Here is a 25,315-nt window from a genome sequence, read left to right on the forward strand (position 1 = left end):
TATCGTCATGGGAGATTATCGCGCGTCTGTCGTCCGGGTCTGGCGCATCTTCATGCAAATGACGGACAGGAGGCGCCATTGTCCGGCAGACAGGCTGCCGATGATCATCCCCATCGCGTGAGGGGACGATCAAAACCCGACACGCCACGCGGTGGTTACTTGTCGGTGGCCGCCAACTCGCTGCGGCATCCGGCAAACATATCGAGACCGGGGTCATAGACCTTGGTATCGACTTTCAGCAGCCCGAGCATGGAATGGAAAAGATTATCCTGGCTCAACGGTGCATTACGCTGTTTGGCCAGGCACTCCGGCGTGACGGCAAAGGACTTCTGATAAGTATCGGACAACCAGACCATCATCGGCACATGCTTTTGCTGATCAGGCGCCAGCACATAAGGGGTGCCGTGCAGAAACAGGTTGTACTCGCCCAGCGACTCGCCATGGTCAGACAGGTACACCATGGCGGTATCGACCTTGTTTTGATTGGCGCGTAAAAGGTCAATCAGCGTGGACAGTACATGGTCGGTGTACAACAACGTATTGTCGTACGCATTGACGATGCTGTCCCGGCTGCAATTGTTCAGCGCATTGCTTTCACACACCGGGGTAAACTTTTCAAACTCCTTTGGGTAACGCTTGAAGTATTCAGGCCCGTGGCTGCCCATCTGGTGCAGAACAAGCACCGTGTCCTTGTCGAGGCTGTCGATAAAGGTCTGCAGGTTTTGCAAGAGTATCTCGTCCCGGCATTCATGGTTGTTGCACAACAGCGGGTCCTTGAGATTACTCACGTCCTGGAAGGTCACTCGATCACAGGTGCCTTTGCAGCCTGCCTGATTGTCACGCCATATCACGTCTATGCCCGCGCGCTTCAGTACATCCAGCAAGCCTTCCTGATTACGCGCCTGGGTAGCGTTGTAATTCTTGCGACCCATGTTGGAAAACATGCAGGGCACCGACACGGCGGTTTCGGTGCCGCAGGAATACACATCGGTAAACGCCACCAGCCCGCTTTCCTTGTTCAGGTTGGGCGTGGTGTTGCGACCATAGCCAAGGATCCCGAAGTTCTCGGCTCTGGCACTTTCGCCAACCACCAGCACGGTCAAGGATTTGCGGGCATGCGTGGCCCAGTCCGCAGAGCGTTTGGCATCCTCGCCGATCTTGACGAACGGACGTCTTGCGGAGATCACCTGCTCGCTCAGATAGCCCAGCGACGCACCGATGTAGTTGCTTGGCACCACCATCAGGCGCAATTCATGGTGATTGCGAAACAATGACGACAAGCCCTGGTAATTGGCCAGTGCAACGCCGCCTATTGCCACGCAGCACACCACCGTCACCAGCAGTTTGCTGAACAGTTCAAGGTGCCAGCGACGGTAGCTGATCGGCAGTTTCCAGAGTATCAGCGAAGGCAAGACGCCTAACAACAGGATATACAACGCCAGTTTTAAAGACAGCAGGCCCTGCACTTCCGTAACGTTGGTTTCGGCGAAGTTTCGAAACATCCCGGCGTCGATCATGACCCCGTATTCGCTCATGAAATAAACCACCCCCGCGCTGATCATAAACAGACTGATCAACACCGGCTTAAACACACGACGGAACGCCAACAGCGTCAACACGATATTGAACACGCAGAAAATCATCACACCAAACGCGAAGCGCATGGCCAAACCTTTGCTATCGGCGCTGGTAATCGAGAAAAGATGCTGCCAGAGATTGAGATTGAAACCCAGTAACAGAAACGCACTGGCAAGTAGGGTTACAACCTCTGGACGAACAGTTCTGGGTGTCGGCATCGTGGTCTGCTTATCAAATTAATATGCATCGGGCATTCAGGAGCCAGTGAACTCCCGGATGGCGCGCACTGTAGGCAGCGCATCATCAATTTTATGTGAAAAAGGTGAGAGGATTGGGTTGAATGAAGCTTATTTCACTGTGAAGAAATTCGTTGCAGCATTACTGCATGTTCAGAGCAGCGTGTCTCCGCAAGCAGGCTTGCGGAGACCTCATCCTTTCAAATGCGCTTGATCAGACCGAGCGACGGCGGTAGGCCCGGTAGCCCGGCAACCAGAAATTACGCTCGATGGCCTCAAGCAGCGCCTCTTCGGTGGTTTCCAGTGCCAGCCCTTCGGCCTGCGCCTCCTTCGCTACAGCCAGCGCGATCTTGCGGCTGACCTGCTGAATTTCCTTGAGCGGCGGCAATACCGCATCGCCCTTCCCTGTCACCATCGGCGAGCACTCGGCCAGCGCATTGGACGCGGCCATGAGCATCCGGTCGGTGATGCGCGATGCCTTGCAGGCCACCACGCCGAGGCCGATGCCCGGAAAGATGTAGGAGTTGTTGCACTGCGCGATGTGCACCGTGCGACCGTTGATCTCCACTGGCGCAAACGGACTGCCGGTAGCCACCAACGCGTTGCCGTCCGTCCAGCGCAGGATTTCTTCCGGCGTGGCTTCCACTTTGGAGGTCGGATTGGACAGCGGCATTACCAGAGGTTTGGGGCAATGCTTGTGCAGTTCGCGAATCACCTGTTCAGTGAACAGACCGCGCTGTCCGGACACGCCGATCAGTACTGTGGCCCCTGCGTGGGTGACCACGTCAAGCAACTGCGGGAAGGCGTCTGTACCGGCAGTCCAGCCGGACACGTCGGCAGTCTTTTGCGCCAGTCGTTTCTGGAAGTCGAGCAGGTTGTCCATGCCCTCGGTCAACAGGCCGAAACGATCAACCATGAAGATGCGCTTGCGCGCTTCGCTTTCGCTCAGGCCTTCGATGCGCATCGCTGCGATGATGTGCTCGGCAATGCCGCAGCCTGCCGAACCGGCACCGACAAACACCACCTTCTGCTGGCCAAGGGTTTCATTCTTGGCTTTGCAGGCCGCCAGCAATGTACCCACAGCCACCGACGCGGTGCCCTGGATGTCATCGTTGAAGCAGCACAGCTCATCCCGATACTTTTCCAGCAGCGGCATGGCGTTGGACTGGGCGAAATCTTCGAACTGTAAAAGCACGTCCGGCCAGCGACGCTGCACCGCGTCGATGAACAGCGCGATGAAGTCTTCGTATTCCTTGCCCGATACCCGCTCGTGACGCCAGCCCATGTACATCGGGTCGTCCAGCAGCTCACGATTGTTGGTGCCGACATCCAGCACGATCGGCAGCGTGTACGCCGGGCTGATCCCGCCACAAGCGGTGTACAACGACAATTTGCCGATCGGAATGCCCATGCCGCCGATGCCCTGATCGCCCAGCCCGAGAATTCGTTCGCTGTCGGTCACGACAATGATCTTGATCCGGTCCTTGGTCGCGCTGCGCAAAATGTCATCGATGCGGTCACGCTCAGGGTAGGAAATGAACAGGCCGCGATGCGTGCGGTAAATCTTGGAGAATTCCTGACAGGCCTGCCCCACCGTCGGCGTGTAGATAATCGGTAGCATCTCGTCCAGATGGGAATCGAGCAGACGGAAAAACAGGGTTTCGTTGTTGTCCTGGATCGAGCGCAGGTAGATATGCTTGTCCAGGTCGCTGGCACATTGTTTGTACTGGCTGTAAACCCGGGTGACTTGCTCTTCGATCGTCTCTACGTTCTGTGGCAGGAGCCCGATCAGATTGAATTCGACCCGCTCTTGCGGGGTGAAGGCACTGCCTTTGTTCAGCAGGGGCATTTCCAGCAGTGAGGGTCCTGCGTAGGAAATGTACAAAGGTCGCGAAGTTTTGGTCATTTTCTCTAATCGCCTTTTTCGTCTACTCATTAATTCTTTACGTCGACCGGGGCGGGCAGCCTGGCTCAGTTCTTGTTGTTTTTTCTTGTCGCCAGTTCTCTATCAGGCCATGCCGAAAACCATTCGGCGGATAAGGTCAGGGCGAACATATTACTCGCCTGACAGCGGCTTGCGACATTTTGTCGCGCAAAGAGTGGCTAAGTGACGCTATTGCAGGCGCAGCATTCCATGACCAGCGAGTGCATTCAGCATGCCGGAAGCCATCATGGGGCGGGTTTGAAAAAGCCTCGACGAATGTCGAGGCTTCATGGGGTCAGGCTGCGCCAGGCTTTTCGGCGATAAGCCCGATGGTGAAGCCATCGACTGCCGAGATCCGGCCTCGCCACAGCACACCGGCATCGCAAATCGGGTTGCCGTCAGTGGAGTAGGTGCGGCAGTCCTTCAAGTGAATGAAGTGGAAGGCCGGGGTGTCTTCAGACGACTCACCGGGCTTGAAGGACAGGATCATCTCTTTCATGGTCGCGTCAGTACCGTTGGCGAACGAGCTGAACGGTGCCGAGATATCGTCGGCCAATTGCTCGAAATACGCATCGTGAGAAATCAGATGCCCGGAAACCAGATTCCCGCCCACCGACAGCGTCACGCCCATCTCCACCTTGGTGTTGGCAACAAACTTGACCAGCCATTGCAGCAACCAGTCGATCTGCTTGCCCTGCCACTTGAACTGAGCAATCACGTCATCGTGGCTCTGGCTGGGAGAAGGTTGCGACTTTTGTACCTGATCTACGTCTGACATCTGAAAGCTCCTCGCCTCACAAAACGTTGAACCCAAGGTATAGATCAGAAAGGGCGAAAGCGAAACCGGGAGGCAGGATTAGTTTGCGAATGGCCAAAGGGAACATGTGAAAACCAAGCGATTTCGCACGAGGAGGATGACAGTATTTCTACCCTGCATCGACAGCCAGTCGTTCGGTTAAATATTGCAGAAAGAATATTGGTGATTTTTTTTCACAATGACTGATCCAAAAGATCTGAGATCAGCTTTCAGGTCACCTATAGAATCGAATGATCGATTTCCGAAACGGAGTAAAACGATGATTCAGAACAATCAATCGCTCGGCCTGGAGAACCATACGGCGTTCAGCCGTACATTTCAGTCTGACCAGTTGACCATCGGATTCATCTCGCCCGCGCGAGGCTATCCCGACGGCCCTTTTCCCAGCCTGGAGGACCAGGCCGAGATCGTGCAGCGTCTTGATCAGAGCGATGCTGCGGCGCTGTGGCTGCGCGATGTGCCGTTTTACGATCCGTCATTTGGCGATACCGGCCAGGTCCTTGATCCGATGGTGTACGCGGGCTGGCTGGCAGCGCTCACTACCAGAATCGCCATCGGCACCGCAGGCATCGTCAGCCCGTTGCGAGAGCCGGTTATCACCGCCAAGCAGATCGCGACGGCGGACCAACTTCTGGGAGGCCGCTTTCTCGCCGGCATGGCTTCGGGTGACCGGGCAACAGAGTACCCGGCTTTCGGGGTCGACTTTGCCAGTCGAGCGGAACGCTATCGGGAAGCGCTAACGCTGATCAAAACGCTGACTTCAGAGTCATTTCCGCGCCTGAAGACACAGCATTTCGGTCAACTGCGGGGCGATATCGATCTGGTGCCCAAACCCGCAGCTCAACGGGTCCCTATCATTGCCATCGGTCGTGCAGGACAGAGCCTGGAGTGGCTTGCGGCCAATGTGGATGCCTGGATCTGGCACGGCGACGCGCTGCGCATGCCGGAGGCTGTACCGCACTGGCGTGAGGCAACCGCTTTCAGGGGATTCGTCCCTTTCGGCTATGGCGCGATGTTCGACCTCGACGCCAGTCCTGACGCGCCGCTACAAACCGGTCGGGTGCTACGGGGCGGTCGAAAGGCGCTGAAAGACTTCTTCTCGCGGCAACGCGAAGCCGGGATCAATCATGTCGCATTGAACCTTAAGCCCACGCGACGCCCTTCTCTGGAGGTGATCGATGAACTTCAGGAACACATCCTCCCCGAATTTTCCATCACGTCAGGCTGAGGAGGCGGGGCCAGCCTCGTGCTGCCAGGCGCTTGGCGCCGCCGCGGCCTTGCGCGAGCCTGTTATCACCGGGTTTACGATCATCCGCGATTCAATGACTATTCAAGCCCGCTCAACACGCCCGGCAGGCGTGAGATTGGCTCCCAGGTAGGCAACCAAGGCGCTGACTTTTGGCAGCGCCTCACGACTCCGCAGCCAGACAAGATTCATTGGAAGGCCTTCGGTAGCAAGATCCGGCAGCACCTCCACCAGCCTGCCGCTATTCAGATGCACCTGGACCAGCCAGGTCGGTAGCTGAGCGATGCCAAGCCCCGCCAACACCGCCATCACCTCACCTTCTCCGTCGCCCACAGCAATGTGCGGATGCATGATCCTGCGCTCCCGATCCCCCGGCTGGCGGCCCTTGAAATACCAGGGGATCGCCATACCATCATTTTGCCCATAGCCGATGCACCGGTGGGCATCGAGGTCTGACACCGTTTTGGGCTCGCCATATTGGTTCACATACTCGGGCGCCGCGCAGAAAATCAGTTTCTGTGTTCCGAAAAACTGGTGAGCCATAGCGGCTGGCCAGGCGTCTGAACCACCGATCCTGACGACGATATCGATGCCCTCGTGCACCGGGTCGACGTACCGATCGGAAAAAGACACATGGGGCTGCAACCTGGGGTGCTGCTTCATGAAATCAAGAATCAACGGCAGGACATGTAAACGCCCATACGAAGCAGGCAAATCAATGCGCACTTTGCCCTGTGGCTCGGTCTGGGTTGAAGTCAGCGCAATCTCGACTTCCTCCAGATCCGAAAGGACCGTGGTGCAGGTACGGTAGAAGGTTTCCCCAGCCTCGGTGAGCGACAACCGACGCGTAGTGCGCTGAAACAACCGGGTGCGCAGACGCCCTTCCAGTCGCGCGATGCTCTTGCTGATCGCCGAGTTGGTCAGGTTCAACCGTTCAGCGGCGGCCGTGAAGCTGCCCATGTCGGCGACGATGACGAACACATCGATACCCTTAAGGCGCTCAGACGAAAACATAGACACTCCGATTATTGAATTCCATTCCAAACACTTGATAGAAACCAGCAGAAATAAAACACCATTTCTCCAATAGACTATGTCAAAACCTGTTCGGAGTTAAGCCTGATGCAGCGCTGAACTGGCTCCGGACAACACCTCACGCTCGGACTATCAGTCCTGATGATGGCGGTCGCAACATCCCTGCAAGGCCAGTTGGCGGGTGGCTAATGAGCTTCGGAGTGATCGTTGCGCTGCCGCTGACACGTCGCCAGTACTCCCCTGACAGCCGTCTTCCCCAAGGCTGCTGCCGTCATCGTTTTTTTGATTCCCCTCCACAGGAGAGACAGCCTTGACTCTGTTCAATGAATTCAAACTCGGCAACACGCCACTCAGCAACCGCGTCGTCATGGCGCCCATGACCCGCTCGCGTGCCCCCGAGGATATCGCCACCGAACAGATCGCGCTGCACTACACCCAGCGCGCTACCGCTGGCCTGATCGTTTCGGAAGGCACGCCGATCTCTCGCGAAGGCCAGGGCTATCTGTTCAATCCAGGCATCTATACCCCGGAGCAGATCCAGGGCTGGAAGCTGGTGACCGACTCGGTCCACAGCGTCGGCGGTCGCATGTTCGCGCAGCTCTGGCACGTTGGCCGGGTGTCCCACACTTCGATCCAGATCGACGGCAAAGCACCGGTCAGCGCCACCACCCAACAAGCACAGGGCGCAGTAGCATTCGCCTATGGAGAAGACGGCGAACCCGGCTTCGTGCCCACCTCCGTGCCGCGCCCGCTCACTACCGATGAAGTGGCGCGGGTCGTCGAGGATTTCGCCCAGGCCGCGCAGAATGCGATCGACGCCGGTTTCGACGGCGTGGAAATTCACGGCGCCAATGGCTACCTGCTGGAGCAATTCCTCAACCCGCAGGTCAACGACCGCACCGATCAGTACGGTGCGAGCAATCTGCAAGACCGCCTGCGCTTCGTCTTCGAAGTGGTCGATGCCGCCTGCGCCAGAATCGGCGCCGACCGCGTTGGCATTCGCATCTCGCCCTATGGCCAATTGTTCGACATGCCACTCTACCCGGAGATCGACGAAACCTACTCGGCGCTATGCGCAGGCATGCGCGAACGCGGCATCGCCTATGTACACGTCATGGACCAGACGCACTTCTTCATGGCCGGCGAAAGCTCGGCCGCTCAGGAACAGGCACTGCGTAAACTGCTCAAGCACTGCAAGGCCGAACTGGGCAACACCGCGCTGATCCTCGCCGGCGACATGACCCGCGAACGCGCGGATGCACTGCTGGAAGAAAACCTGATCGACCTGGCTGCGTTTGGCCAGCCTTTCATCGGAAACCCCGACCTGGTTGCCCGGCTGAAAAACGGCTGGCCCCTGACGACCCCGGACCGTGACACCTACTACGGTGGCGATGCGCAGGGCTACATCGACTACGCGCCCTACGGCGCTTGACCTAGTGGCCGGGGCGCCGCGTTCGAGCGGTGTCTCGGCTGGTCTCGCGCTCAAAGCTGCCTTTCAGGATACAAATGGGGAGCTGGCTGGGGATTATCAAATCCCGGAAACCAAAAAGCCCCGCATTGCGGGGCTTTTTGGATAAATAATGGCGGAGAGATAGGAATTCGAACCCTAGGTACCGGTGAGGGTACAACGGATTTCGAATCATCAATAATTTCCAGCTTTTTCAATCGCTTGCAGGAGATTAAGTTCCCGGTTTCGGCTACATCGAGAAAGGCCTGACACTCGATACTTTCAGAAAGCCAATACTATGAAGACACTCAAAAACGTCGTCAGCGCTTCGAGGAACATCAAATCCTTCACGTATTAGCGAATACTGCCCAAGATTGATAGCAGTCAAACGCACTCAAAACATTGAGAATAGCAGCGTCCTGACAAGAGACATCGGACTCAAAAGCTATCAGGTCATTTCCATACTCCTCTTACGCCTTTGCCACACAACACTCGATTGAGTGCGACTTTATTAAGCAGCACCTCGTTGTGCATTGGCGACCGTACTTCACACAGCGTCGACTGATCAAATATATGGAACGAGGCTCTGCGCACCCACTGCTTGGGTTGCAAGCCTCGGTTTTTATATCTGTGAGTATGATGAAGATTGCAATATGGCAGTCGGCGAGGGGTCGAAACAGGAAAGCACTTACAAGGCTAGCAGATTGGTCTTACATAATTCTGGCTATGCATAATCCAGTATGGGCAACTGCATCAATCGACCAGTTGGTCGAGCGTCTGAGCAGAGCAATCCTTGTTCCGATGTGACAAAGCATGGAGATGATTGACTTTATCAATTCCGATGCGATGGGACAGTTGGCTGGGTCAAAGTGAATGGAGGCATAATGTTGTGCCAAAACGAGACTTAAACGCTGCCCCAAGCACAGCTCAATACGCTTATTTTTTTTGCGCAAGAAAACTGCATGATCTAAAGCGCCGCGCTGAGAATTACTTAAACAACCAACATGGACGGAAGAAAAACTCATGGCTTTTGACGCTTATTTAAAAATAGAAGGTATCCCTGGCGAAGCGCTTGATGCTCAATTCAAGGACTGGATCGAGATGGAGGATTTCGACGTAGGAGCAAGCCAATCAGCCTCAGCAACTGCCACAAGTGCTGGTGGAGCAACAGGTGGCCGAGCGCGTATGAGCGATCTTTTTTTTCGCAAGACTGTGGACAAATCAACGCCTAAGCTTCATGAAGCCTGCTGCAGCGGGAAGCACTTCAAAGAAGTTATCATTGCGGTAAATCGAGCTGGCGCTGAAAAATTAAAATATTTGGAAAAAACTCTTGAAGAAGTGATTATTTCATCTGTGAATTTAAACGGAAATGGCAGCCTTGAGGGTGGCTTTCCCACTGAAACAATACGCTTGAATTATGGCCGTATGAAAATGACCTATACGCAACAAAAGCGTACCGATGGTCAGGGCGGGGCCAGGTTGTAGGTGGTTGGGATGGTATAGCTAATAAAGTATACGCCTGAAACCAAGAGGACTACGTTAATGGTTTCTCCAACTGTTGATACCAACAAGGTCGCCTATTGCACCTATGAGCTGAATGGCCAGACAACCAGTATGCTGCACTGCAGCAATAATGAGAGCTATGAGGCCTTTTCAGGAAGAGAAGGCTTTGTAAATGACCCATCCGAGATTAGCAACGCCAAGTTGGGACCGCTGCCGCCCGGCAGATATTACATATTGGACAAAGAGAGTGGTGGGATGCTGGGTTGGATCAGAGATCCAATCAAGGATTTTTATGCGCGAACTGATCGTAGTGGCTGGTTGTCACTTTACCGAGATGATGGGCGCATTGATGACCAAACAACCGTCAATGACGTAACAAGAGCAAATTTCAGAATACATCCTGTAGGCCCTCTGGGCCGGAGCGAAGGGTGTGTCACCATGACATCTAAAATAGCATTTGATCAGCTAAGCAAATACCTACACAATATGGAGGGAGATAGAATTCAAGGATCCGGACAGAAATATTTCGGTATTCTAGACGTAATAGATCCGAGAGAAAGAAAATGATGAGCATTGTTAAAGTAATCATAAAGTCTTTCGTGATTTTTTTGATAGCGTCGTTCCTCACACGATACCTTATTGGAAGCGGACTGGTTCGAAAAGGACTGGAAACCTCTATCGGTGATGCGCTGTATACAACTCTCTCCAATTTCTTTAACGTCAATGGATCCGAGCAGGCAGAAACATTGGTAATCAGCGTACTGCTCATCGCCTCTTTGGTTCTTGTAACTATACTCGGCTGGCTGGCCTCAATCATCACTTCAAGACCCTATCAAGAAAAGCTTAAAAAATAGGAGTCGTATCACTATACTGAACACACCTTTGGCTTTTGCAATAGGCAGCGAAAAACGCTGCTGGCTGCCTAAAAAAACGCAGATGTTACCTATATTAGTTTTATAAAGCCGTCAGGGTTATAACTTATGATTATTAGCGATCTTATAGTTCCAATCACTTACGAAGAAAGAATCGTGGTTTTTTTGATATGCTTGGCTGGAAATCACACATCTCCAATGCAGGAAATGATCCGATAAAAACTGGACAACTTGCGCTCGCCCCTCAAACTACTGAAAAGCTCACCACTTCTTCAAGCCACCGGATCAGGAGAGCTTTCTGCTTCGATCAATACATGACGTAGCAGCATCAATAGCTTTGAGTGCCGTATGACTTCTTCCTTGATAAAGTTTATCCGATTTACCCCAGTTTTTCGGCCAAGTCCTCGGGACTGAGGTGAGTGTAGCGCTTAAGCATCGCCAATGTCTTGTGACCAGTAATGCTGGCGACTTCCATCATAGTGAACCCGCTTTCGAAAAAACCGCTTGTGGCCTCATGCCTCAGATCATTAAGACGAGGTCCTTGGATATTCGCCCTCTCGCAAGCGAACGGGAAGTAATTACTGACTGTATCAGCCTTGAGCCGGAACAAAGATCCGCCCTTGATTGCAGCAGGCAATCCCTCTATGACCTCGCACACCCTAGAGGACAACGACACAGAGCGGCGCTCGCTGTTCTTCTTGTCCAAAGCTACCTTTCCCCGAATCTGATCCTTGCGCAGTGTGACAAGCTCGGATCGGCGCATCTGGGCGCGTCAGGCGTCACCACGCTTTTCGTAATAGGCCGTAGACGGAATCAAAACCGGTGGCAAGGGGGAATAACATCCTCCCCATCCCCCCCCAAAATTTCCCCAAACGAAAAAAGCCCCGAGCGCTCTTAACGCTCGGGGCTTTTCAAATAATGGCGGAGAGATAGGGATTCGAACCCTAGGTACCGGTGAAGGTACAACGGATTTCGAATCCGTCCCATTCGGCCACTCTGGCATCTCTCCAACGGCGCGCATCATAACAGCATCGGCGCAGAAGGCGAAGCCCTTCTGCTGTTTTTTTTTCGTGCTATCAAGCGCTTGCGTGTTTTTTCCGCTTACAGCGGCACGCCCAGACGGTTTGCGACTTCTTCGTAGGCTTCGATGACGTCGCCCAGACCCTGGCGGAAGCGGTCCTTGTCCATTTTCTTGCGGGTGTCCTTGTCCCAGAGGCGGCAGCCGTCCGGGCTGAATTCGTCACCGAGGACGATTTCACCGTGGAATACGCCGAATTCGAGTTTGAAGTCGACCAGCAGCAGGCCGGCGTCGTCGAACAGTTTGGTCAGCACATCGTTGACCTTGATCGACAGCTCTTTCATGCGAACCAGTTGCTCGGCGGTGCCCCAGCCGAACGCCACAACGTGGGATTCGTTGATGAACGGGTCGCCCTTGGCGTCGTCCTTGAGGAACAGCTCGAAGGTGTACGGATTGAGCTTGGTGCCCTCTTCGATGCCCAGACGCTTGACCAGGCTGCCAGCGGCGTAGTTACGCACGACGCATTCGACCGGGATCATGTCGAGCTTCTTGACCAGGCACTCGTTGTCGCCCAGCAGCTTGTCGAACTGGGTTGGAATGCCCGCTTCTTCAAGTTTCTGCATGATGAAGGCGTTGAACTTGTTGTTCACCATGCCTTTACGGTCCAGCTGTTCGATGCGCTTGCCGTCGAACGCCGAGGTGTCGTTGCGGAACAGCAGGATCAAGCGGTCGGCGTCGTCGGTCTTGTAAACCGATTTGGCTTTGCCGCGGTAGAGTTCTTCACGTTTTTCCATGATGGGCTCCGCTTGCTAAGTAGTTGGGCTAGGCGATATGTCGCCAGTCGAGCCCTGAATCTTGATCGGCCAGTTGCAGCCAGTCCGGGTCGCACCCGAGGGTGTCGACGAAACATTGCCGGGCCAGATGCGGCAGGTTGTTCTTGCTGCTGAGATGCGCCAGCACCAGGTGCTGAAGGTCCTGCCATCCCAGTTCGCTCACCAGGCTGGCAGCCTGATGGTTGTTCAAATGACCGGTTTCACAGCCAACGCGTTGCTTGAGAAAGACCGGATACTGGCCTCGGGCAAGCATGTCGCGACAGTGATTGGCCTCGATCATCAAGGCATCCAGGCCTTGATAACGCTGTAATACGTTGGAGCAGTAAGAGCCAAGGTCGGTCAGCAGGCCGAAGCGGCGCTTGCCGTCACTGAAGACGAACTGCGTCGGCTCCAGTGCATCGTGAGCCACCGACACCACATCGATGTCCAGTGCGCCGATCTGCAGACTCTCCCCGCCTGCCAGCAGCCCGGCGATTTCCACCGGTTTGCGCATTCCGCGCAAGGTCCCGCTGCTGAGGTAGACCGGCACATTGTAGCGCCGCGACAGCAGGCCCACGCCATGCACATGATCGGCATGTTCGTGGGTCACCAGAATGGCGCTCAGCTGGCTTGCCGAGACGCCCAGACGAGCCAGGCGCCGCTCGGTTTCCCGCAGGGAGAAACCGCAATCGACCAATACGTACGTCTCGTTGCTTGCGACCAGCGTGCCGTTGCCACGACTGCCGCTGCCGAGAACCGCGAAACGCACTTAACCCAGGTTGTCTTGAATAACGCTCAACACCCGACGCGCGATATCCGCAGGCGCAACGGTGTTGATGTTCTTCTCGACGGTCACTTGAACGTTGTCACCGACCTTGCTCAGGCGGACCTGATAGCGCTCGGCACGGGCATCGATCTCTTCCTTGGTCGACTTGCTGCCGAACATGCGGCCGAAGAAACCAGGCTCGTTTTCAGGCGTTTTGGCCTTTTCGGCCAGGTTGATGTAGTACAGACCCAGGCTGCGGTTGATGTCTTCGACACGCCAGTCGCCCTGATCCAGCGCGCGGCCGACGCTCGACCATGCGCGGTCCAGATCGGCACCGACGTTCAATACCGGGTTGCCACTGCCGTCTTCGCTCAAGGCAACACGGCTCGGGGTGTCGTAGTCACGTGCCGCCAGCAGGGAAATCGAACCGCCCTTCTCGGCGTTGCGGCCCATGCTGGCCAGCAGATCGTCGGTCAGTGCGGCATCAAGGCCCAGATTGGTTGTGCGCGTCGGGAAGGCCACGTCGGCAGTGCTGCCGGCAGGACGCTCGACGCTGACCACGTAGACTTCACTGGTATTGCGCTGCACGCCCGGCTCGATGCGAACACGCACACGGGTTTCCGAGTCGGCCGATACACCAGCAGCGCTCAGACGCTTGGCCACCGAAGCGGACAGTTCATCGAGGCGCTGCCAGGAAGAGCTGAATTCGCCCGTCTGCGGACGCTCTTCAGCGATACGGAAACCGTTGTCTTCGAAATACTGATGGGCCACCGGCCAGACTTCGGCCGGCTGACGCTGAGCCAGGATCCAGTGCGCATCACCACTCTTCTGCAGGCTGAAGTCGCTCGACTCGGAAGTCGTGCCCAGCGGCTGAGGACGGGGCACCGTGTACTCGCCGTCTTTCTGAGTGCTGTCAGCCACGTTACGCGGGATCGGCAGCAAAGGATCCAGACGCTTGACGCCGCTGACATCGGCGGGCAACTGCATGGGTGGGGTCTGGGTCGCCTGGAGGTAATCGCTGCCGCGATCACGGAAGTAACCATCTTCGCCCCAGAGCCAACCGCAACCGCTGGTGCTGGAGATAATAAGAGCAAGTGCGGAAAGTCCGGCCAATCGCTTCATTGCGTGATACTTCCTCAATTAAACCAGGACGCCGGACTGGCGCATGGCCTGACGCAGCGGTTCATGACAGGCTTCGCTGAGCCAGGTAAGCGGCAGACGGATACCGTCTGGCATCAAACCCATCTCATGCAACGCCCACTTCACGGGGATAGGGTTGGATTCGATGAACAGGGTGTTGTTGAGCGGCATGAGCTTTTCGTGAATCGCCCGGGCCGTTTGCGCATCGCCGCGCATGGCCGCTGCGCACAGATCGCTCATGGCGCGCGGTGCAACGTTGGCGGTGACGGAAATATTGCCCTTGCCACCCAGCAGCATCAATTCGACGGCTGTGGCGTCGTCGCCGGAGTACACCAGAAAATCGCTGCTGACGCTGGCCAGGATGTCCTTGGCGCGTTGCAGGTTGCCGGTGGCTTCCTTGATGCCGATGATGTTTTTTACCTTCGACAGACGCGCAACGGTCTCCGGCAGCATGTCACAGGCCGTACGGCCAGGCACGTTGTAGAGGATCTGCGGGATGTCGACTGCGTTGGCGATGTGGCTGAAGTGCTGGAACAGGCCTTCCTGAGTCGGCTTGTTGTAGTAAGGCGTCACCAGCAGGCACGCGTCGGCACCCGCATTTTTGGCGTTGGTGGTCAGTTCGACAGCTTCACGCGTCGAATTGGCGCCTGTACCGGCGATGACCGGAATGCGACCTGCAACCTGAGTGACCACCCGGCGGATGACTTCGATGTGTTCGTTCACATCCAGCGTCGCCGACTCACCGGTGGTGCCTACGGCAACAATGGCGTTGGTGCCCTCTTGCAAGTGGAAGTCAACCAGTTTGCTCAGGCTGTCCCAGTCCAGACGACCTTGTGCATCCATTGGTGTGACCAGTGCCACCATACTGCCCGCAATCATGCAACCGCTCCTGCCGGAAAAAGAGAGCCGTAATGGTACTGGCGCTATCAGCCTTGTACAAGCAAAGTACCGCGCTCTGAGCATTCCCCTGAGCGATGGTTTTCGCTACCCTTCGTCCTTTGATCGGTACTGGTCACCTGCGCACCTCGCTCAATCGGTCGAATTTGTCGCCAGAAGCCCTGCCCCAGCGCACTCCAGCCCTGTCATGGTATATCCATGCAAGCCAGGCGCCGAGGGACCCGACAAGTTATCTTGCGCCATCGATTGTCGAAACAGCCCCGCAAGTCCGAAAAAGTACCGACCGCTCATCGTCTAGGAATGCTGCATGTCGTCCACCCCCACAGTTCGCGAACAATTCCTTGTCATCAGTGCCCTTGGCGCAAACCCCATGGAGCTGACCAACGTCCTGTGCCGCGCCAGCCATGAAAACCGCTGCTCGGTCGTCACCTCGCGTCTCACCCGCCACGGCGAGTGCAGTGCGCTGATTCTTCAGGTGTCGGGCAGTTGGGACGCTCTGGCGCGCCTTGAAACCGGCCTGTCGAGCCTCTCCAAGAAGCATGCGTTCACGACCAGCGTCGTGCGCAGCGCCACCCTGGAGAACCGCCCTGAAGCTCTGCCCTACGTGGCCTACGTCAGCTCGGCGTACCGCCCGGACATCATCAATGAGCTGTGCCAGTTCTTCATTGACCACAACGTCGAGCTGGAGAACCTGATCTGCGATACCTACCAGGCTCCGCAGACCGGCGGCACCATGCTCAACGCCACGTTCACGGTGACACTGCCTGCCGGGACGCAGATCAGCTGGCTGCGCGATCAATTCCTCGATTTCGCCGATGCGTTGAATCTGGACGCACTGATCGAACCCTGGCGCCCACAAGCCCCAATGTAAGGAGTCCTCATGACTGTCACAGTAGATCATCCGGTTCCCGATTTTCAGGCACCCGCTACCAGCGGACAGACTGTCGAGCTGTCTGCGCTCAAGGGTCAGCAGGTCGTGATTTATTTTTATCCGAAAGACAACACGCCCGGCTGCACTACGCAGGGCCAGGACTTTCGTGACCACATCGCGCAGTTTCAGGCAGCCAACACGGTTGTGCTCGGTGTGTCCCGAGACAGCCTGAAAACCCATGAAAACTTCAAGGCCAAGCAGTCGTTCCCGTTCGAGCTGATTTCGGACAAGGACGAAGCGGTCTGCCAGCTGTTCGACGTCATCAAGCTCAAGAAGCTCTATGGCAAGGAATACCTGGGCGTCGACCGCAGCACCTTCCTGATCGACAAGGAAGGCGTACTGCGTCAGGAATGGCGCGGTGTGAAAGTGCCGGGCCATGTGGCTGAAGTATTGGCGCAGGCCGAAGCCCTGAACAAGGGCTGATCCGCCTACCCGCTGCGGCGCGCCACGTGCCGCAGCGATTCAGCCCTGATGTCGCGGCTATCGCGTCAAAGCAAAGGTGCTACCGTCGGCTCATTGCGAGGCCAGGCGTCGAGCACGGCCTTGAACAGGGTCGCCAGCGGAATCGCAAAGAAGATCCCCCAGAACCCCCACAGCCCACCGAACAGCAGCACGGCGCAGATGATTGCGACCGGGTGCAGATTGACGGCCTCGGAAAACAGCAGCGGCACCAGCACGTTGCCATCCAGCGCCTGAATGATCCCGTGAGCGATCATCAGGTAGATGAACTGATCACCCCAGCCCCACTGGAACAGACCGATCAATGCCACCGGCACGGTGACCACCACCGCACCGACATAAGGCACGACCACCGATATGCCGACCAGCATTGCCAGCAGCGCTGCGTAATTGAGCCCGAGCGCGGCGAAAGCGATGTAGGTAACGCCCCCACAGATGAAAATCTCGATGACCTTGCCGCGAATATAATTGGCAATCTGACGCTTCATCTCATCCGCCACCCGATTGATCAAGGCACGCTCGCGGGGCAGATAGCCACGCGCCCAGCGGCCGATCATGTGCCGATCCTTGAGGAAGAAGAAAACCAGAATCGGCACCAGCACCAGATAGATCATCAGGTTGACCAGCAACGGCAAGCTGGAGATCGAGAACGTCAGCGCCAACTGACCGATCTTGCCCACCTCACCACGGGCGACCTCGATGGCCAGCAGCACTTGCTCGTCAGACACCAGGTGCGGGTAACGCTCGGGCAGCAACAACAGCACCGACTGCCATTTTGCAAGCATGCCCGGGGCTTCGTTGAACAAGGTAATCATCTGGTGCCAGAGCAACGGCACCAATACCAGCAGGAACACCAGCAATACGCCGATGAACAAGGTGAACACCAGACCGACGGCGGCCATTTCAGGCAGGCGCAGGCGTTCCAGAACACTGACCAGACCGTGCATCAGAAACGCCAGCACCAGACCGGCGAGAACCGGAGCCAGCATGCCACCCAGCGTCAGGACAAGGGTGAACGCCAGAAACAGCAGGACCGCCAGTACCACTGCCTCCTCGTCAGAGAAGTAGCGTTGCACCCAATTGCGAAGCACATTGAACATCAAACATCCTTTTCGGAAAAAAACGCGGCAGTGGGTCAGGCCTTGCGCAGCCAGTAACGATAAATCCCGGCATCGACCTCTTCATGCAGCAACTCGTGCCCGGCGAGCCTGGCAAAGGTTCGAAAGTCCCGCTGCGAACCGGCATCGGTGGCAATTACTTTCAGCACCGCACCGCTGGCCAGGCGGTTGAGCTCCATCTTGGCTTTCAGCAGGGGCAGCGGACAGTTGAGACCACTGGCATCCAGTTCGGCGTCACAGGCCTCGGGGCGCACTACAGCGTCAGACATCGTTTCTCTCCAGGCGGACACATCGAATTACAAAGCAGGTCCGAAAAGGCAGGGCGAACAAGACGGCAAGAATACCTCACTCTGGTCAGCACGCCATTGAGCCAGCTACAGTACAGGTTCTTCTGACCAGAGCTTCGTGCATGAATTTTTTGCGTCCTACACTGCTCACCCTCGCCTGCCTGTTCGCTACACACGGCATGGCGGATGACCTCCCCTCGCTTGGTGACGCCAGCTCCTCGATTGTCTCCCCTGAACAGGAGCACCGTCTGGGCCGTGCGTGGCTGGGATTGCTGCGCGGTCAGGTGGCACAGCTGTCGGACCCGCAACTCAAGGACTACGTCGAAACTTCGGTCTACAGCCTTGCCGAGACCAGTCAGGTTCAGGACCGGCGGCTTGAATTCATCCTGATCAACAGCCCGCAACTCAACGCCTTTGCTGCACCCGGCGGCATCATCGGCGTCAACGGCGGCCTGTTTCTCAATGCTCAGACCGAGGGTGAGTACGCCTCGGTGCTGGCTCACGAACTGGCCCACTTGTCGCAGCGCCACTTCGCCCGGGGCATCGAGGCCCAGCAACGCATGCAGGTGCCGGTCATGGCCGCGATGCTGGCGGGCATCGTCATGGCAGCCGCAGGCGCCGGTGACGCCGGTATTGCTGCCATCGCCGGCTCGCAGGCCGCCGCGATCCAGGAACAACGGCGCTTTTCGCGCCAGAACGAGCAGGAGGCCGACCGCATCGGCATTCTCAATCTGGAGAAAGCCGGTTATGACCCGCGCAACATGCCGACCATGTTCGAGCGTCTCATGCGTCAGTATCGATTCGACGCCAGGCCTCCGGAGTTTCTGCTGACTCACCCGGTCAGCGAATCGCGGATCGCCGACACACGCAACCGTGCCGAACAGGCCAAACCGGGCGGCAAGGAAGACAGCCTGCTGTATCAACTGATGCGCGCCCGCGTGGCACTGATCTACGAAGAAACGCCTGGCATCGCCGCCAAGCGCTTCCGTGCGCAACTGGTTGAAAACCCGAAATCCGATCCGGCTCGCTATGGCCTGGCCATCGCGCAGATCAAGGGCGGCCAGTTGAACGAGGCCAGGGAAACCCTCAAGCCATTGCTCGAAAAAGCGCCGAACGACATCACCTACAACCTGACGCAGATCGACCTGGACATCACCAATAACCGGCTGGCCGATGCGCAGCAGCGTGTTGATCGCATGCTGACGCTGTACCCCGGCAATTATCCGCTCAATGACGTGCGTATCGACGTGCTGCTCAAGCAGAACCGCACGGCCGAGGCTGAAAAAAGCCTTGAAGCACTGCTCAAGACCCGCCCGGATGATCCGGACATCTGGTACGTCGTGGCGGAAACCCGGGGCCTGAACGGCAATACGATCGGCCTGCATCAGGCGCGCGCCGAGTACTTTGCGCTGGTCGGTGATTTCCGTCAGGCGATCCAGCAGCTGGACTTCGCCAAACGCCGTGCGGCCAATAATTTTCAGCTGGCGTCACGTATCGACGCGCGACAAAAGGATCTGATCGAGCAGGAGCGGATGGTCAAGGACATGATGAACTGATCGTCCGGCGTCGCAAGGCGCCCGATTCAGCCACGAATGAAAAGCCCGACACTTCAGTCGGGCTTTTTCATCACAGCGGTCAGGCGTTGCCTGCCTGTCTCAAGCGCGCTGCCTGAGTGAAGTCCAGCATGCGCTGCAATGGGCGCACGGCATTGGGGATCAGCGCCGGGTCGACGAATATCTCGTTACTGCCCTCACGCAGGCACTGCAAGGTGCGCTCAAGCGTATTCATCGCCATCCACGGGCAATGTGCACAGCTCCGGCACGCCGCGCCGTTACCGGCCGTAGGCGCCTCGATGAAGATCTTGTCCGGGCACAGCTGCTGCATCTTGTAGAAGATGCCCCGGTCAGTGGCCACGATGAACGTCTTGTTGGGCAAGCGTTGCGCTGCGGCAATCATCTGGCTGGTGGAGCCGACCACGTCAGCCAGCTCGATGACCGCTTCCGGCGATTCCGGGTGGACCAGAATCGCAGCCTCGGGGTACAGGGCTTTCATGTCTTCGAGCTGCTTGGATTTGAACTCTTCGTGGACGATGCAGGCACCGTCCCACAACAGCATGTCGGCACCGGTTTCGCGCTGAATGTAGCGGCCCAGGTGCTTGTCTGGCGCCCAGATGATTTTCTCGCCGTTGTCCATCAGGCTCTCGACGATTTCCAGCGCGCAGCCAGAGGTCACCACCCAGTCCGCACGGGCTTTGACGGCTGCCGAGGTATTGGCATACACCACCACGGTACGCTCCGGGTGCTGGTCGCAAAAAGCGGAAAACTCGTCGACCGGGCAACCCACATCGAGCGAGCAGGTGGCTTCGAGCGTCGGCATGAACACGCGTTTTTCAGGGTTGAGGATCTTCGCGGTTTCACCCATGAAACGGACACCCGCCACCAGCACAGTGCTGGCCGCGTGGTTATTGCTGAAGCGCGCCATTTCCAGAGAATCGGCCACGCAGCCACCGGTTTCCTCGGCCAGGGCCTGGATAACCGGATCACAGTAATAGTGAGCGACCAGCACGGCGTCCTGCTTCTTGAGTTGCGCAGCGATGTCGGCACGGTAACGCGCCTGCTCTGCCGGGCTCAACGTCCTGGGCTGTTTGGCATCGAGATGCGCCTGCACCAGGAAACGTTCGGAGATCTGTGTCATGTTCACGGGACCTGAAAGCGCCAGTGCGCGAAAGGCAAGTTTACACCCGAAATACAGGCAATAAAAAAAGCCTGACAGAGGCTGCGCCATCTGCAACCAAGGCGTATGGCTGATACCCGGTGGATATCGGCCAGACTTCTGAAGGCGCGCCGATTCTAGCGCCGAAAAACTGATTTAACAGCTGTTTCTGGCTCAGCAGACACCGATGAGAAGCATTCTTGAAAACCGCTTGATAACGCATTCATTCCGACCAGCCCGCCAATGAAACGACACACGTTGTGCCCTGTCACAACCTTCAGCCCCCCTTTGTGAAGGAGAAAATGACATGGCAAGCGAATCGACCAATACCCCGGTTTGGCTCATCACCGGCTGCTCCACCGGCTTCGGCCGCGAACTGGCCAAACTCGTCATCGCTCGCGGCTGGCGCCTCGTCGCAACGGCCAGGGACAAGTCGCGAGTAGCAGACCTGGCCGAGGGCGCAGAAGGCCAGGTGCTGGCTGTCGACCTCGACGTCGGCAAGGCGGACCAGATACACGCCGCGGTGGCCGCCGCAAAGAAGCAGTTCGGCAGAATCGACGTACTGGTCAACAACGCAGGCTACGGTTATCAGAGCTCGATCGAAGAAGGCGAGGATGCTGAAATACGTGCCCAGTTCGACGCCAACGTGTTTGGCCTGTTCGCCATTACCCGCGCGGTGCTGCCGATCATGCGTGAGCAACGCAGCGGTCACATCATCAATATCACCTCGGTCGCCGGCCTGATCGGCTTTCCGGGATCGGGCTACTACGCAGCCTCCAAGCACGCCGTCGAAGGTTTTTCCGACGCGCTGCTCGCGGAGGTCAAGCCATTGGGGATTTCCGTCACGTGCGTAGAGCCGGGGCCGTTTCGTACCGACTGGGCGGGACGCTCGTTGCGCCAGACGCCATCGCGTATCGACGACTACAAGGACACCGCCGCCAAGCGTCTGGAGTCGACCAGGCAATCGAACGGAAATCAGGCCGGAGACCCGGTACGTGCCGCAGAGGCCATGATCGCATTGACACAAAAACCCGATGCGCCGCGTCATCTTGTATTGGGCAGCTGGGGATATGACGCCGTAGTGGCTGATCGTCAGGCACGCTTGAAGCAGATCGAGCAGGTTCGCGACATCAGCACCGGAGCAGACTTTCCGAAAGAGTGAGGTGCACTCGGCACCGTAAGATGATCGTACCGGCGCACGACAACGCTATGGCCGGGCCTCAAGGACCAAGGAATTACGGAACCAGATTTGAGCCTCGGCCACTCAGCCTAAAGATTTTTCCAGATTTTTAGGAGGCACTACATGCAGGTCAATCGCCCATCGGCTTTTGTTGATACGCACCCAGCCCAGGTAAATGCGGCGCAATCTGCGTCAGCCTCAAGCAGCGTAGGGGCAGCAGCGCCGTCGCGAGTCAATCTGAAAAGCCGTGTAACGCCTCGTACCGAGAATTATCTTCAGCGCCTGAGAGCGCATGGGACTTCCACGCAACGACTACTCGCCAGTTCGGCCTGCGATGCACTGGCAAAGGATCTCTTCATTCCCAATCCAGCTCGGGAAAAGCCTGTCGTTCAGTTCGGCGTCAGTGCGATTCTGGATGAGAAGAAAGGTCTGTTACTGGCCAACTTCATGCCTCATGACGACAAACTTGAACTTGAGGCGCTCGCGTTTCGAGCAGAGCGGTACTTCGAAACCGAAGCTGGCAGTATCACAAAGGTTATTTTGGAGCACGCCCGTGAATTGTCCGAAGTAAAAGCTGAAGAGCCTTCTTCTCTCCCATCTGCTACTGCAAGTCTACCGGAGCTGAAGCAGCGATCACAGGGCGATATTGCTGAAGAACAGAAGGCGTTGAAGAGAGACGTTGAACGCTTCGACAAGCAGAGTATGCAGCGCAAGATGGCAAGCAAGCTTGCTGATATGCGCGTCAATGATGGTCGCTCCAATAGCCGCATGACCGCACTACCCGTCGCCCATGTAACAATCGCAGGCGCGAGACTGCGCAAGCTGGCGACAGCGCCTTTTCAAAAGGTGTCGGACAAACAATCACAGCCACCATCGGCATCTGTACCTGCCACCACGCTTAGTACTCCGCGTGGTCTGCAATACGAATTCAGCAAGCAAGAGTTCGCAGATTTTCATGAGGAACACTGGCTCCCGGCTGAGGATGCACGTAGCGCAGGCCCGTCGGAAACGAGCAGTCTCTCTTCGTCAGAGGAAAATACACACGATGCTGATTTCGCTCCCCGACCGGATCGGAGAAATGGACAGTTTATGAGTGACAACATAAGAGCGCAGCTGGAAAGAAGTCTGGACCAGAATGTGCAGACCTCTGCCTCCCGCCGAGAGGGGCGAGTCTTTGATGAGGATCTTTTACAACAGTTATCCCAACGTATTGAGCGTGACCAGTCGCCTACTTGAAACTCTGTACTGCAGTGCCTCTTGTGTGACCTGGGAGTCGGCATGGTGGATCGTGCGGGATTCGATCCTATGGCCAATGGCCTAAAAGCCTGTCGACGCCACCGCCTCAATCATGCGTTGCCCTGGTTCGGCGGCGCACATACCGTACCAGCGCCGCAAGGGTCACCAGTGCTACCACCGCAAGGAAGATAGGCAGGCGATACGGCTTCAGGTCACCAAGTAAATGCTGTAATGCCTCTCCGGCCCAATAGCCGGCGCAGACGAACAGGGTCGCCCAGACTGCCGCACTCAGGACATTGATCAGCGCGAAACGCCAGGGCGACAGGCCACTTGCACCTATCACCATGGGCCCCACAAGGCGCATGCCGTAGAGAAAGCGAACAGCGAATACAGAGGTCGTGGGGTAACGCTGGATAAGACCCTCGACCCGCTTGATAGCAGACTGGTGACGCTTGAGTTTAGGCAGCAGGCGCTCCCCGGAATAACGTCCGGTCCAGAACAGCAACTGATCGCCGAGCATACCGCCCAACGTGGCCAAGCCGATCACTTGCAGCAATTGCAGATTGCCTTGGTGCGCAGCCATGCCGCCGAGGATCAACACTGTTTCGCCTTCCAGCAGGCAGCCCAGAAAAATCACCCAATAGCCGTAGGCGGCGATCAGCGCGTTGAGGTCTAGATGTTCGAACATGGTCTTTCCTGTACGTCTGACATCACTTGAATCCAGGCTGAAATGCCAGCTTCGTCACTTTCTTCCCACCAAATAGCGTACGCCATGTTCACCAAAGACTTCCGAGTGGGGTTCGTTGCATTCCAGATGAAAAATATCTCCAGTGCTATAGGTGAAATCACCACCGGATTTATGGATCACCAGACTACCGTGCAGAACCAGCGCCATCGCCTCGAAGTTGTGGGCATGCGAGTCCAGCGTACCCAACGCTTCGCGCTCAACCTCAACGACGGTGCCGAATCCTTCGACAGCAAGCAGTTGCAAAAAAGCCTCTTTTTCCATTTCTACTTTTCCTGAATCTTTTGAATGGGGTGGTGAACCGAATCGACGCTCGGAATCACAGCACCGGGACCACCCATCACAACAATGAATACAGCCTCGCAAAACTCAAAGACGCCGAGGCTATAGATCAGCCCGAGGGCGCAACATTCAATAAGTTTGCCAGCCCTTCCGGGCATGGCTGCGAACAGAGCGATCTCTATCAGGACGGACTCGGGTGCCTGCAGGCTGTTGACGAGCACAACGAGGCATTGGGACGCTCAGAGAGAGCAGTAGAAGCACACAGGCGCTCAGGTGGCCAATGTGAAGGCGTTACTTGACTTGATAGTACGAGGTAAACACGCTTGCATTCGAACGGGTTTCCGGCAGCACGTACACCACGCCATTGGTGCCGCTGAAAGCCGGGCTGACATGGCTGAGGTAAAAGTCCGCCGGTATGTTGATGCAGCCGTAAGAGATGCGTTTGTCCTGAAGACGGGACGACGCCAGACGCTCGGCCCGGTGCTCTTTCGGGTTGCTGGTCACCACCGGGTGCATTGCGATAGCGTTTTGATAATCCACCCAGAGAATTTCTTCACCCTTCAGATTGGGGGCCAGTGACGCCACAAAGCGCCCTGCCGGGGTGGTGCGTTCATGGGGGAGAATGCTGGATAACTTACGTTGCCCGATGCCCGGCACAGAGTCATCGCCAACGGCCAGCCCCAACAGCGCCGAGGCCGAGCCACCCAGCCGACCAAGGGCATCGAACACCAGCACCCGGGCCTGCATTTTGTCGATGATGATGAACGGCATACCCTGATTGTCACCCGAGTCCACAACCCAGTTGGCGGTATCGCGCGCCTGCGGCGACACTTCAGTGTTCCTGAAGTCTGCCCGCCGGGACGAAGCGCCCGACTGGCTTGCCGGTGCAGAAACAGTGTTGGCGGGAACCCCTGCAGCCAGCGCCGGCAAGTGAAAAGTACACGCAACGATCAAAAGCCCCAGGCTGGCGAGGTTCGATGCCGCCCGTGCCGTCTTCGGTGCGCGGTCAGGTCTGGCCCTGGACAAAAGGTTCAAGGCATTACTCCTTTCAGGACTCATGACAGGCCGGCCCGG

General features: G+C 56.8%; 25 protein-coding genes, 1 tRNA gene and 1 pseudogene. 10 read left to right on the plus strand and 17 right to left on the minus strand.

Annotated elements, in window-relative coordinates; translation table 11 throughout:
- Positions 1–155: 155 nt before the first annotated feature.
- From JOE33_RS06505 to gvpU, 3 genes are all read right to left on the minus strand, one after another.
- Positions 156–1,796, minus strand: coding sequence for a phosphoethanolamine--lipid A transferase (locus JOE33_RS06505; protein WP_187625249.1), 1,641 nt, complete (start codon positions 1,794–1,796; stop codon positions 156–158).
- A 232-nt stretch (positions 1,797–2,028) separates the two neighbouring features.
- Positions 2,029–3,720 (minus strand): NAD-dependent malic enzyme, encoded by a 1,692-nt coding sequence (locus JOE33_RS06510; RefSeq protein WP_010432138.1) that lies wholly within the window; start codon positions 3,718–3,720, stop codon positions 2,029–2,031.
- Between the two features lie 313 nt (positions 3,721–4,033).
- Positions 4,034–4,516 (minus strand): gas vesicle accessory protein GvpU, encoded by a 483-nt coding sequence (gvpU, locus tag JOE33_RS06515; protein ID WP_010432140.1) that lies wholly within the window; start codon positions 4,514–4,516, stop codon positions 4,034–4,036.
- Positions 4,517–4,814: 298 nt separating this feature from the next.
- Between gvpU and JOE33_RS06520 the strand changes: the two genes are divergently transcribed.
- Positions 4,815–5,783: an LLM class oxidoreductase gene (locus tag JOE33_RS06520; protein ID WP_187625248.1), complete on the plus strand. Its 969-nt coding sequence runs from the start codon at positions 4,815–4,817 to the stop codon at positions 5,781–5,783.
- 102 nt (positions 5,784–5,885) lie between these two features.
- Here JOE33_RS06520 and JOE33_RS06525 read toward each other — a convergent pair whose 3' ends face one another.
- The gene (locus tag JOE33_RS06525; protein WP_032616101.1) at positions 5,886–6,815 is read right to left on the minus strand and encodes a LysR family transcriptional regulator; all 930 of its coding nucleotides are present in this window, start codon (positions 6,813–6,815) and stop codon (positions 5,886–5,888) included.
- Positions 6,816–7,146: 331 nt separating this feature from the next.
- On the opposite strand from JOE33_RS06525, the gene JOE33_RS06530 reads away from it, so the two are divergent.
- Positions 7,147–8,268 (plus strand): alkene reductase, encoded by a 1,122-nt coding sequence (locus tag JOE33_RS06530; RefSeq protein WP_187625247.1) that lies wholly within the window; start codon positions 7,147–7,149, stop codon positions 8,266–8,268.
- 725 nt (positions 8,269–8,993) lie between these two features.
- Here JOE33_RS06530 and JOE33_RS06535 read toward each other — a convergent pair.
- Positions 8,994–9,308 (minus strand): hypothetical protein, encoded by a 315-nt coding sequence (locus tag JOE33_RS06535; protein ID WP_187625246.1) that lies wholly within the window; start codon positions 9,306–9,308, stop codon positions 8,994–8,996.
- Between JOE33_RS06535 and JOE33_RS06540 the strand changes: the two are divergent.
- The 3 genes and pseudogenes from JOE33_RS06540 (at position 9,307) to JOE33_RS06550 (ending at position 10,640) form a co-directional block, all read left to right on the plus strand.
- Positions 9,307–9,806 (plus strand): annotated as a pseudogene (locus JOE33_RS06540) (type VI secretion system tube protein Hcp). The gene JOE33_RS06535 and the pseudogene JOE33_RS06540 sit on opposite strands and share 2 nt — an antisense overlap.
- Positions 9,807–9,825: 19 nt before the next feature.
- Positions 9,826–10,353, plus strand: coding sequence for a DUF2778 domain-containing protein (locus JOE33_RS06545; RefSeq protein WP_187625244.1), 528 nt, complete (start codon positions 9,826–9,828; stop codon positions 10,351–10,353).
- Positions 10,350–10,640: a hypothetical protein gene (locus JOE33_RS06550; RefSeq protein ID WP_187625243.1), complete on the plus strand. Its 291-nt coding sequence runs from the start codon at positions 10,350–10,352 to the stop codon at positions 10,638–10,640. The genes JOE33_RS06545 and JOE33_RS06550 overlap by 4 nt, the downstream gene beginning before the upstream one ends.
- A 397-nt stretch (positions 10,641–11,037) precedes the next feature.
- On the opposite strand, the gene JOE33_RS06555 is transcribed toward JOE33_RS06550, so the two are convergent.
- From JOE33_RS06555 to dapA, 6 genes are all read right to left on the minus strand, one after another.
- Positions 11,038–11,421, minus strand: a complete 384-nt coding sequence (locus JOE33_RS06555; RefSeq protein ID WP_187625242.1) for a site-specific integrase — start codon at positions 11,419–11,421, stop codon at positions 11,038–11,040.
- Positions 11,422–11,577: 156 nt separating this feature from the next.
- A tRNA-Ser gene (locus JOE33_RS06560) sits at positions 11,578–11,667 on the minus strand.
- A 92-nt stretch (positions 11,668–11,759) separates the two neighbouring features.
- Complete coding sequence (gene purC, locus JOE33_RS06565; RefSeq protein WP_010420439.1) at positions 11,760–12,470, minus strand: phosphoribosylaminoimidazolesuccinocarboxamide synthase; 711 nt, start codon at positions 12,468–12,470, stop codon at positions 11,760–11,762.
- A gap of 28 nt (positions 12,471–12,498) precedes the next feature.
- Positions 12,499–13,257: an MBL fold metallo-hydrolase gene (locus tag JOE33_RS06570; RefSeq protein WP_010432157.1), complete on the minus strand. Its 759-nt coding sequence runs from the start codon at positions 13,255–13,257 to the stop codon at positions 12,499–12,501.
- A complete protein-coding gene (gene bamC / locus JOE33_RS06575; RefSeq protein WP_010432159.1) occupies positions 13,258–14,376 on the minus strand; it encodes an outer membrane protein assembly factor BamC in 1,119 nt (372 codons plus the stop codon).
- An 18-nt stretch (positions 14,377–14,394) separates the two neighbouring features.
- Complete coding sequence (dapA, locus tag JOE33_RS06580) at positions 14,395–15,273, minus strand: 4-hydroxy-tetrahydrodipicolinate synthase (RefSeq protein WP_010432162.1); 879 nt, start codon at positions 15,271–15,273, stop codon at positions 14,395–14,397.
- A 325-nt stretch (positions 15,274–15,598) separates the two neighbouring features.
- On the opposite strand from dapA, the gene JOE33_RS06585 reads away from it, so the two are divergent.
- Together JOE33_RS06585 and JOE33_RS06590 are read left to right on the plus strand one after the other, a co-directional pair.
- Positions 15,599–16,162, plus strand: coding sequence for a glycine cleavage system protein R (locus JOE33_RS06585; RefSeq protein ID WP_003317383.1), 564 nt, complete (start codon positions 15,599–15,601; stop codon positions 16,160–16,162).
- Positions 16,163–16,171: 9 nt separating this feature from the next.
- Positions 16,172–16,645, plus strand: a complete 474-nt coding sequence (locus tag JOE33_RS06590) for a peroxiredoxin (RefSeq protein WP_003317382.1) — start codon at positions 16,172–16,174, stop codon at positions 16,643–16,645.
- Between the two features lie 65 nt (positions 16,646–16,710).
- Here the strand turns inward: JOE33_RS06590 and JOE33_RS06595 are convergent, their stop codons facing one another.
- A complete protein-coding gene (locus JOE33_RS06595; protein ID WP_010432167.1) occupies positions 16,711–17,781 on the minus strand; it encodes an AI-2E family transporter in 1,071 nt (356 codons plus the stop codon).
- Between the two features lie 35 nt (positions 17,782–17,816).
- The gene (locus JOE33_RS06600) at positions 17,817–18,068 is read right to left on the minus strand and encodes a sulfurtransferase TusA family protein (RefSeq protein ID WP_003317380.1); all 252 of its coding nucleotides are present in this window, start codon (positions 18,066–18,068) and stop codon (positions 17,817–17,819) included.
- A gap of 140 nt (positions 18,069–18,208) precedes the next feature.
- On the opposite strand from JOE33_RS06600, the gene JOE33_RS06605 reads away from it, so the two are divergent.
- Entirely contained in the window at positions 18,209–19,642 is a 1,434-nt protein-coding gene (locus JOE33_RS06605; RefSeq protein ID WP_010432172.1) for a M48 family metalloprotease, read from the plus strand.
- A 79-nt stretch (positions 19,643–19,721) separates the two neighbouring features.
- Here the strand turns inward: JOE33_RS06605 and nadA are convergent, their stop codons facing one another.
- Complete coding sequence (gene nadA, locus JOE33_RS06610; protein WP_010432175.1) at positions 19,722–20,780, minus strand: quinolinate synthase NadA; 1,059 nt, start codon at positions 20,778–20,780, stop codon at positions 19,722–19,724.
- Positions 20,781–21,105: 325 nt separating this feature from the next.
- On the opposite strand from nadA, the gene JOE33_RS06615 reads away from it, so the two are divergent.
- The gene (locus JOE33_RS06615) at positions 21,106–21,960 is read left to right on the plus strand and encodes an oxidoreductase (protein ID WP_054993116.1); all 855 of its coding nucleotides are present in this window, start codon (positions 21,106–21,108) and stop codon (positions 21,958–21,960) included.
- Positions 21,961–22,101: 141 nt separating this feature from the next.
- Entirely contained in the window at positions 22,102–23,214 is a 1,113-nt protein-coding gene (locus JOE33_RS06620; protein WP_054993117.1) for a hypothetical protein, read from the plus strand.
- A gap of 106 nt (positions 23,215–23,320) precedes the next feature.
- Here the strand turns inward: JOE33_RS06620 and JOE33_RS06625 are convergent, their stop codons facing one another.
- The 3 genes from JOE33_RS06625 to JOE33_RS06635 all read right to left on the minus strand — a co-directional run bounded on the left by JOE33_RS06625 (position 23,321) and on the right by JOE33_RS06635 (position 25,276).
- Positions 23,321–23,902, minus strand: a complete 582-nt coding sequence (locus JOE33_RS06625; RefSeq protein WP_010432182.1) for a DedA family protein — start codon at positions 23,900–23,902, stop codon at positions 23,321–23,323.
- Between the two features lie 54 nt (positions 23,903–23,956).
- Complete coding sequence (locus tag JOE33_RS06630) at positions 23,957–24,223, minus strand: cupin (protein WP_010432184.1); 267 nt, start codon at positions 24,221–24,223, stop codon at positions 23,957–23,959.
- 309 nt (positions 24,224–24,532) lie between these two features.
- Positions 24,533–25,276 carry a hypothetical protein gene (locus JOE33_RS06635; protein ID WP_187625241.1) on the minus strand — a complete coding sequence of 248 codons (744 nt, stop codon included), beginning with the start codon at positions 25,274–25,276 and terminating at the stop codon, positions 24,533–24,535.
- Between the last annotated feature and the right edge of the window lie 39 nt (positions 25,277–25,315).

This window comes from Pseudomonas sp. PvP027 (genome assembly GCF_017833005.1).
In the GTDB taxonomy this organism is placed as follows: domain Bacteria; phylum Pseudomonadota; class Gammaproteobacteria; order Pseudomonadales; family Pseudomonadaceae; genus Aquipseudomonas; species Aquipseudomonas congelans.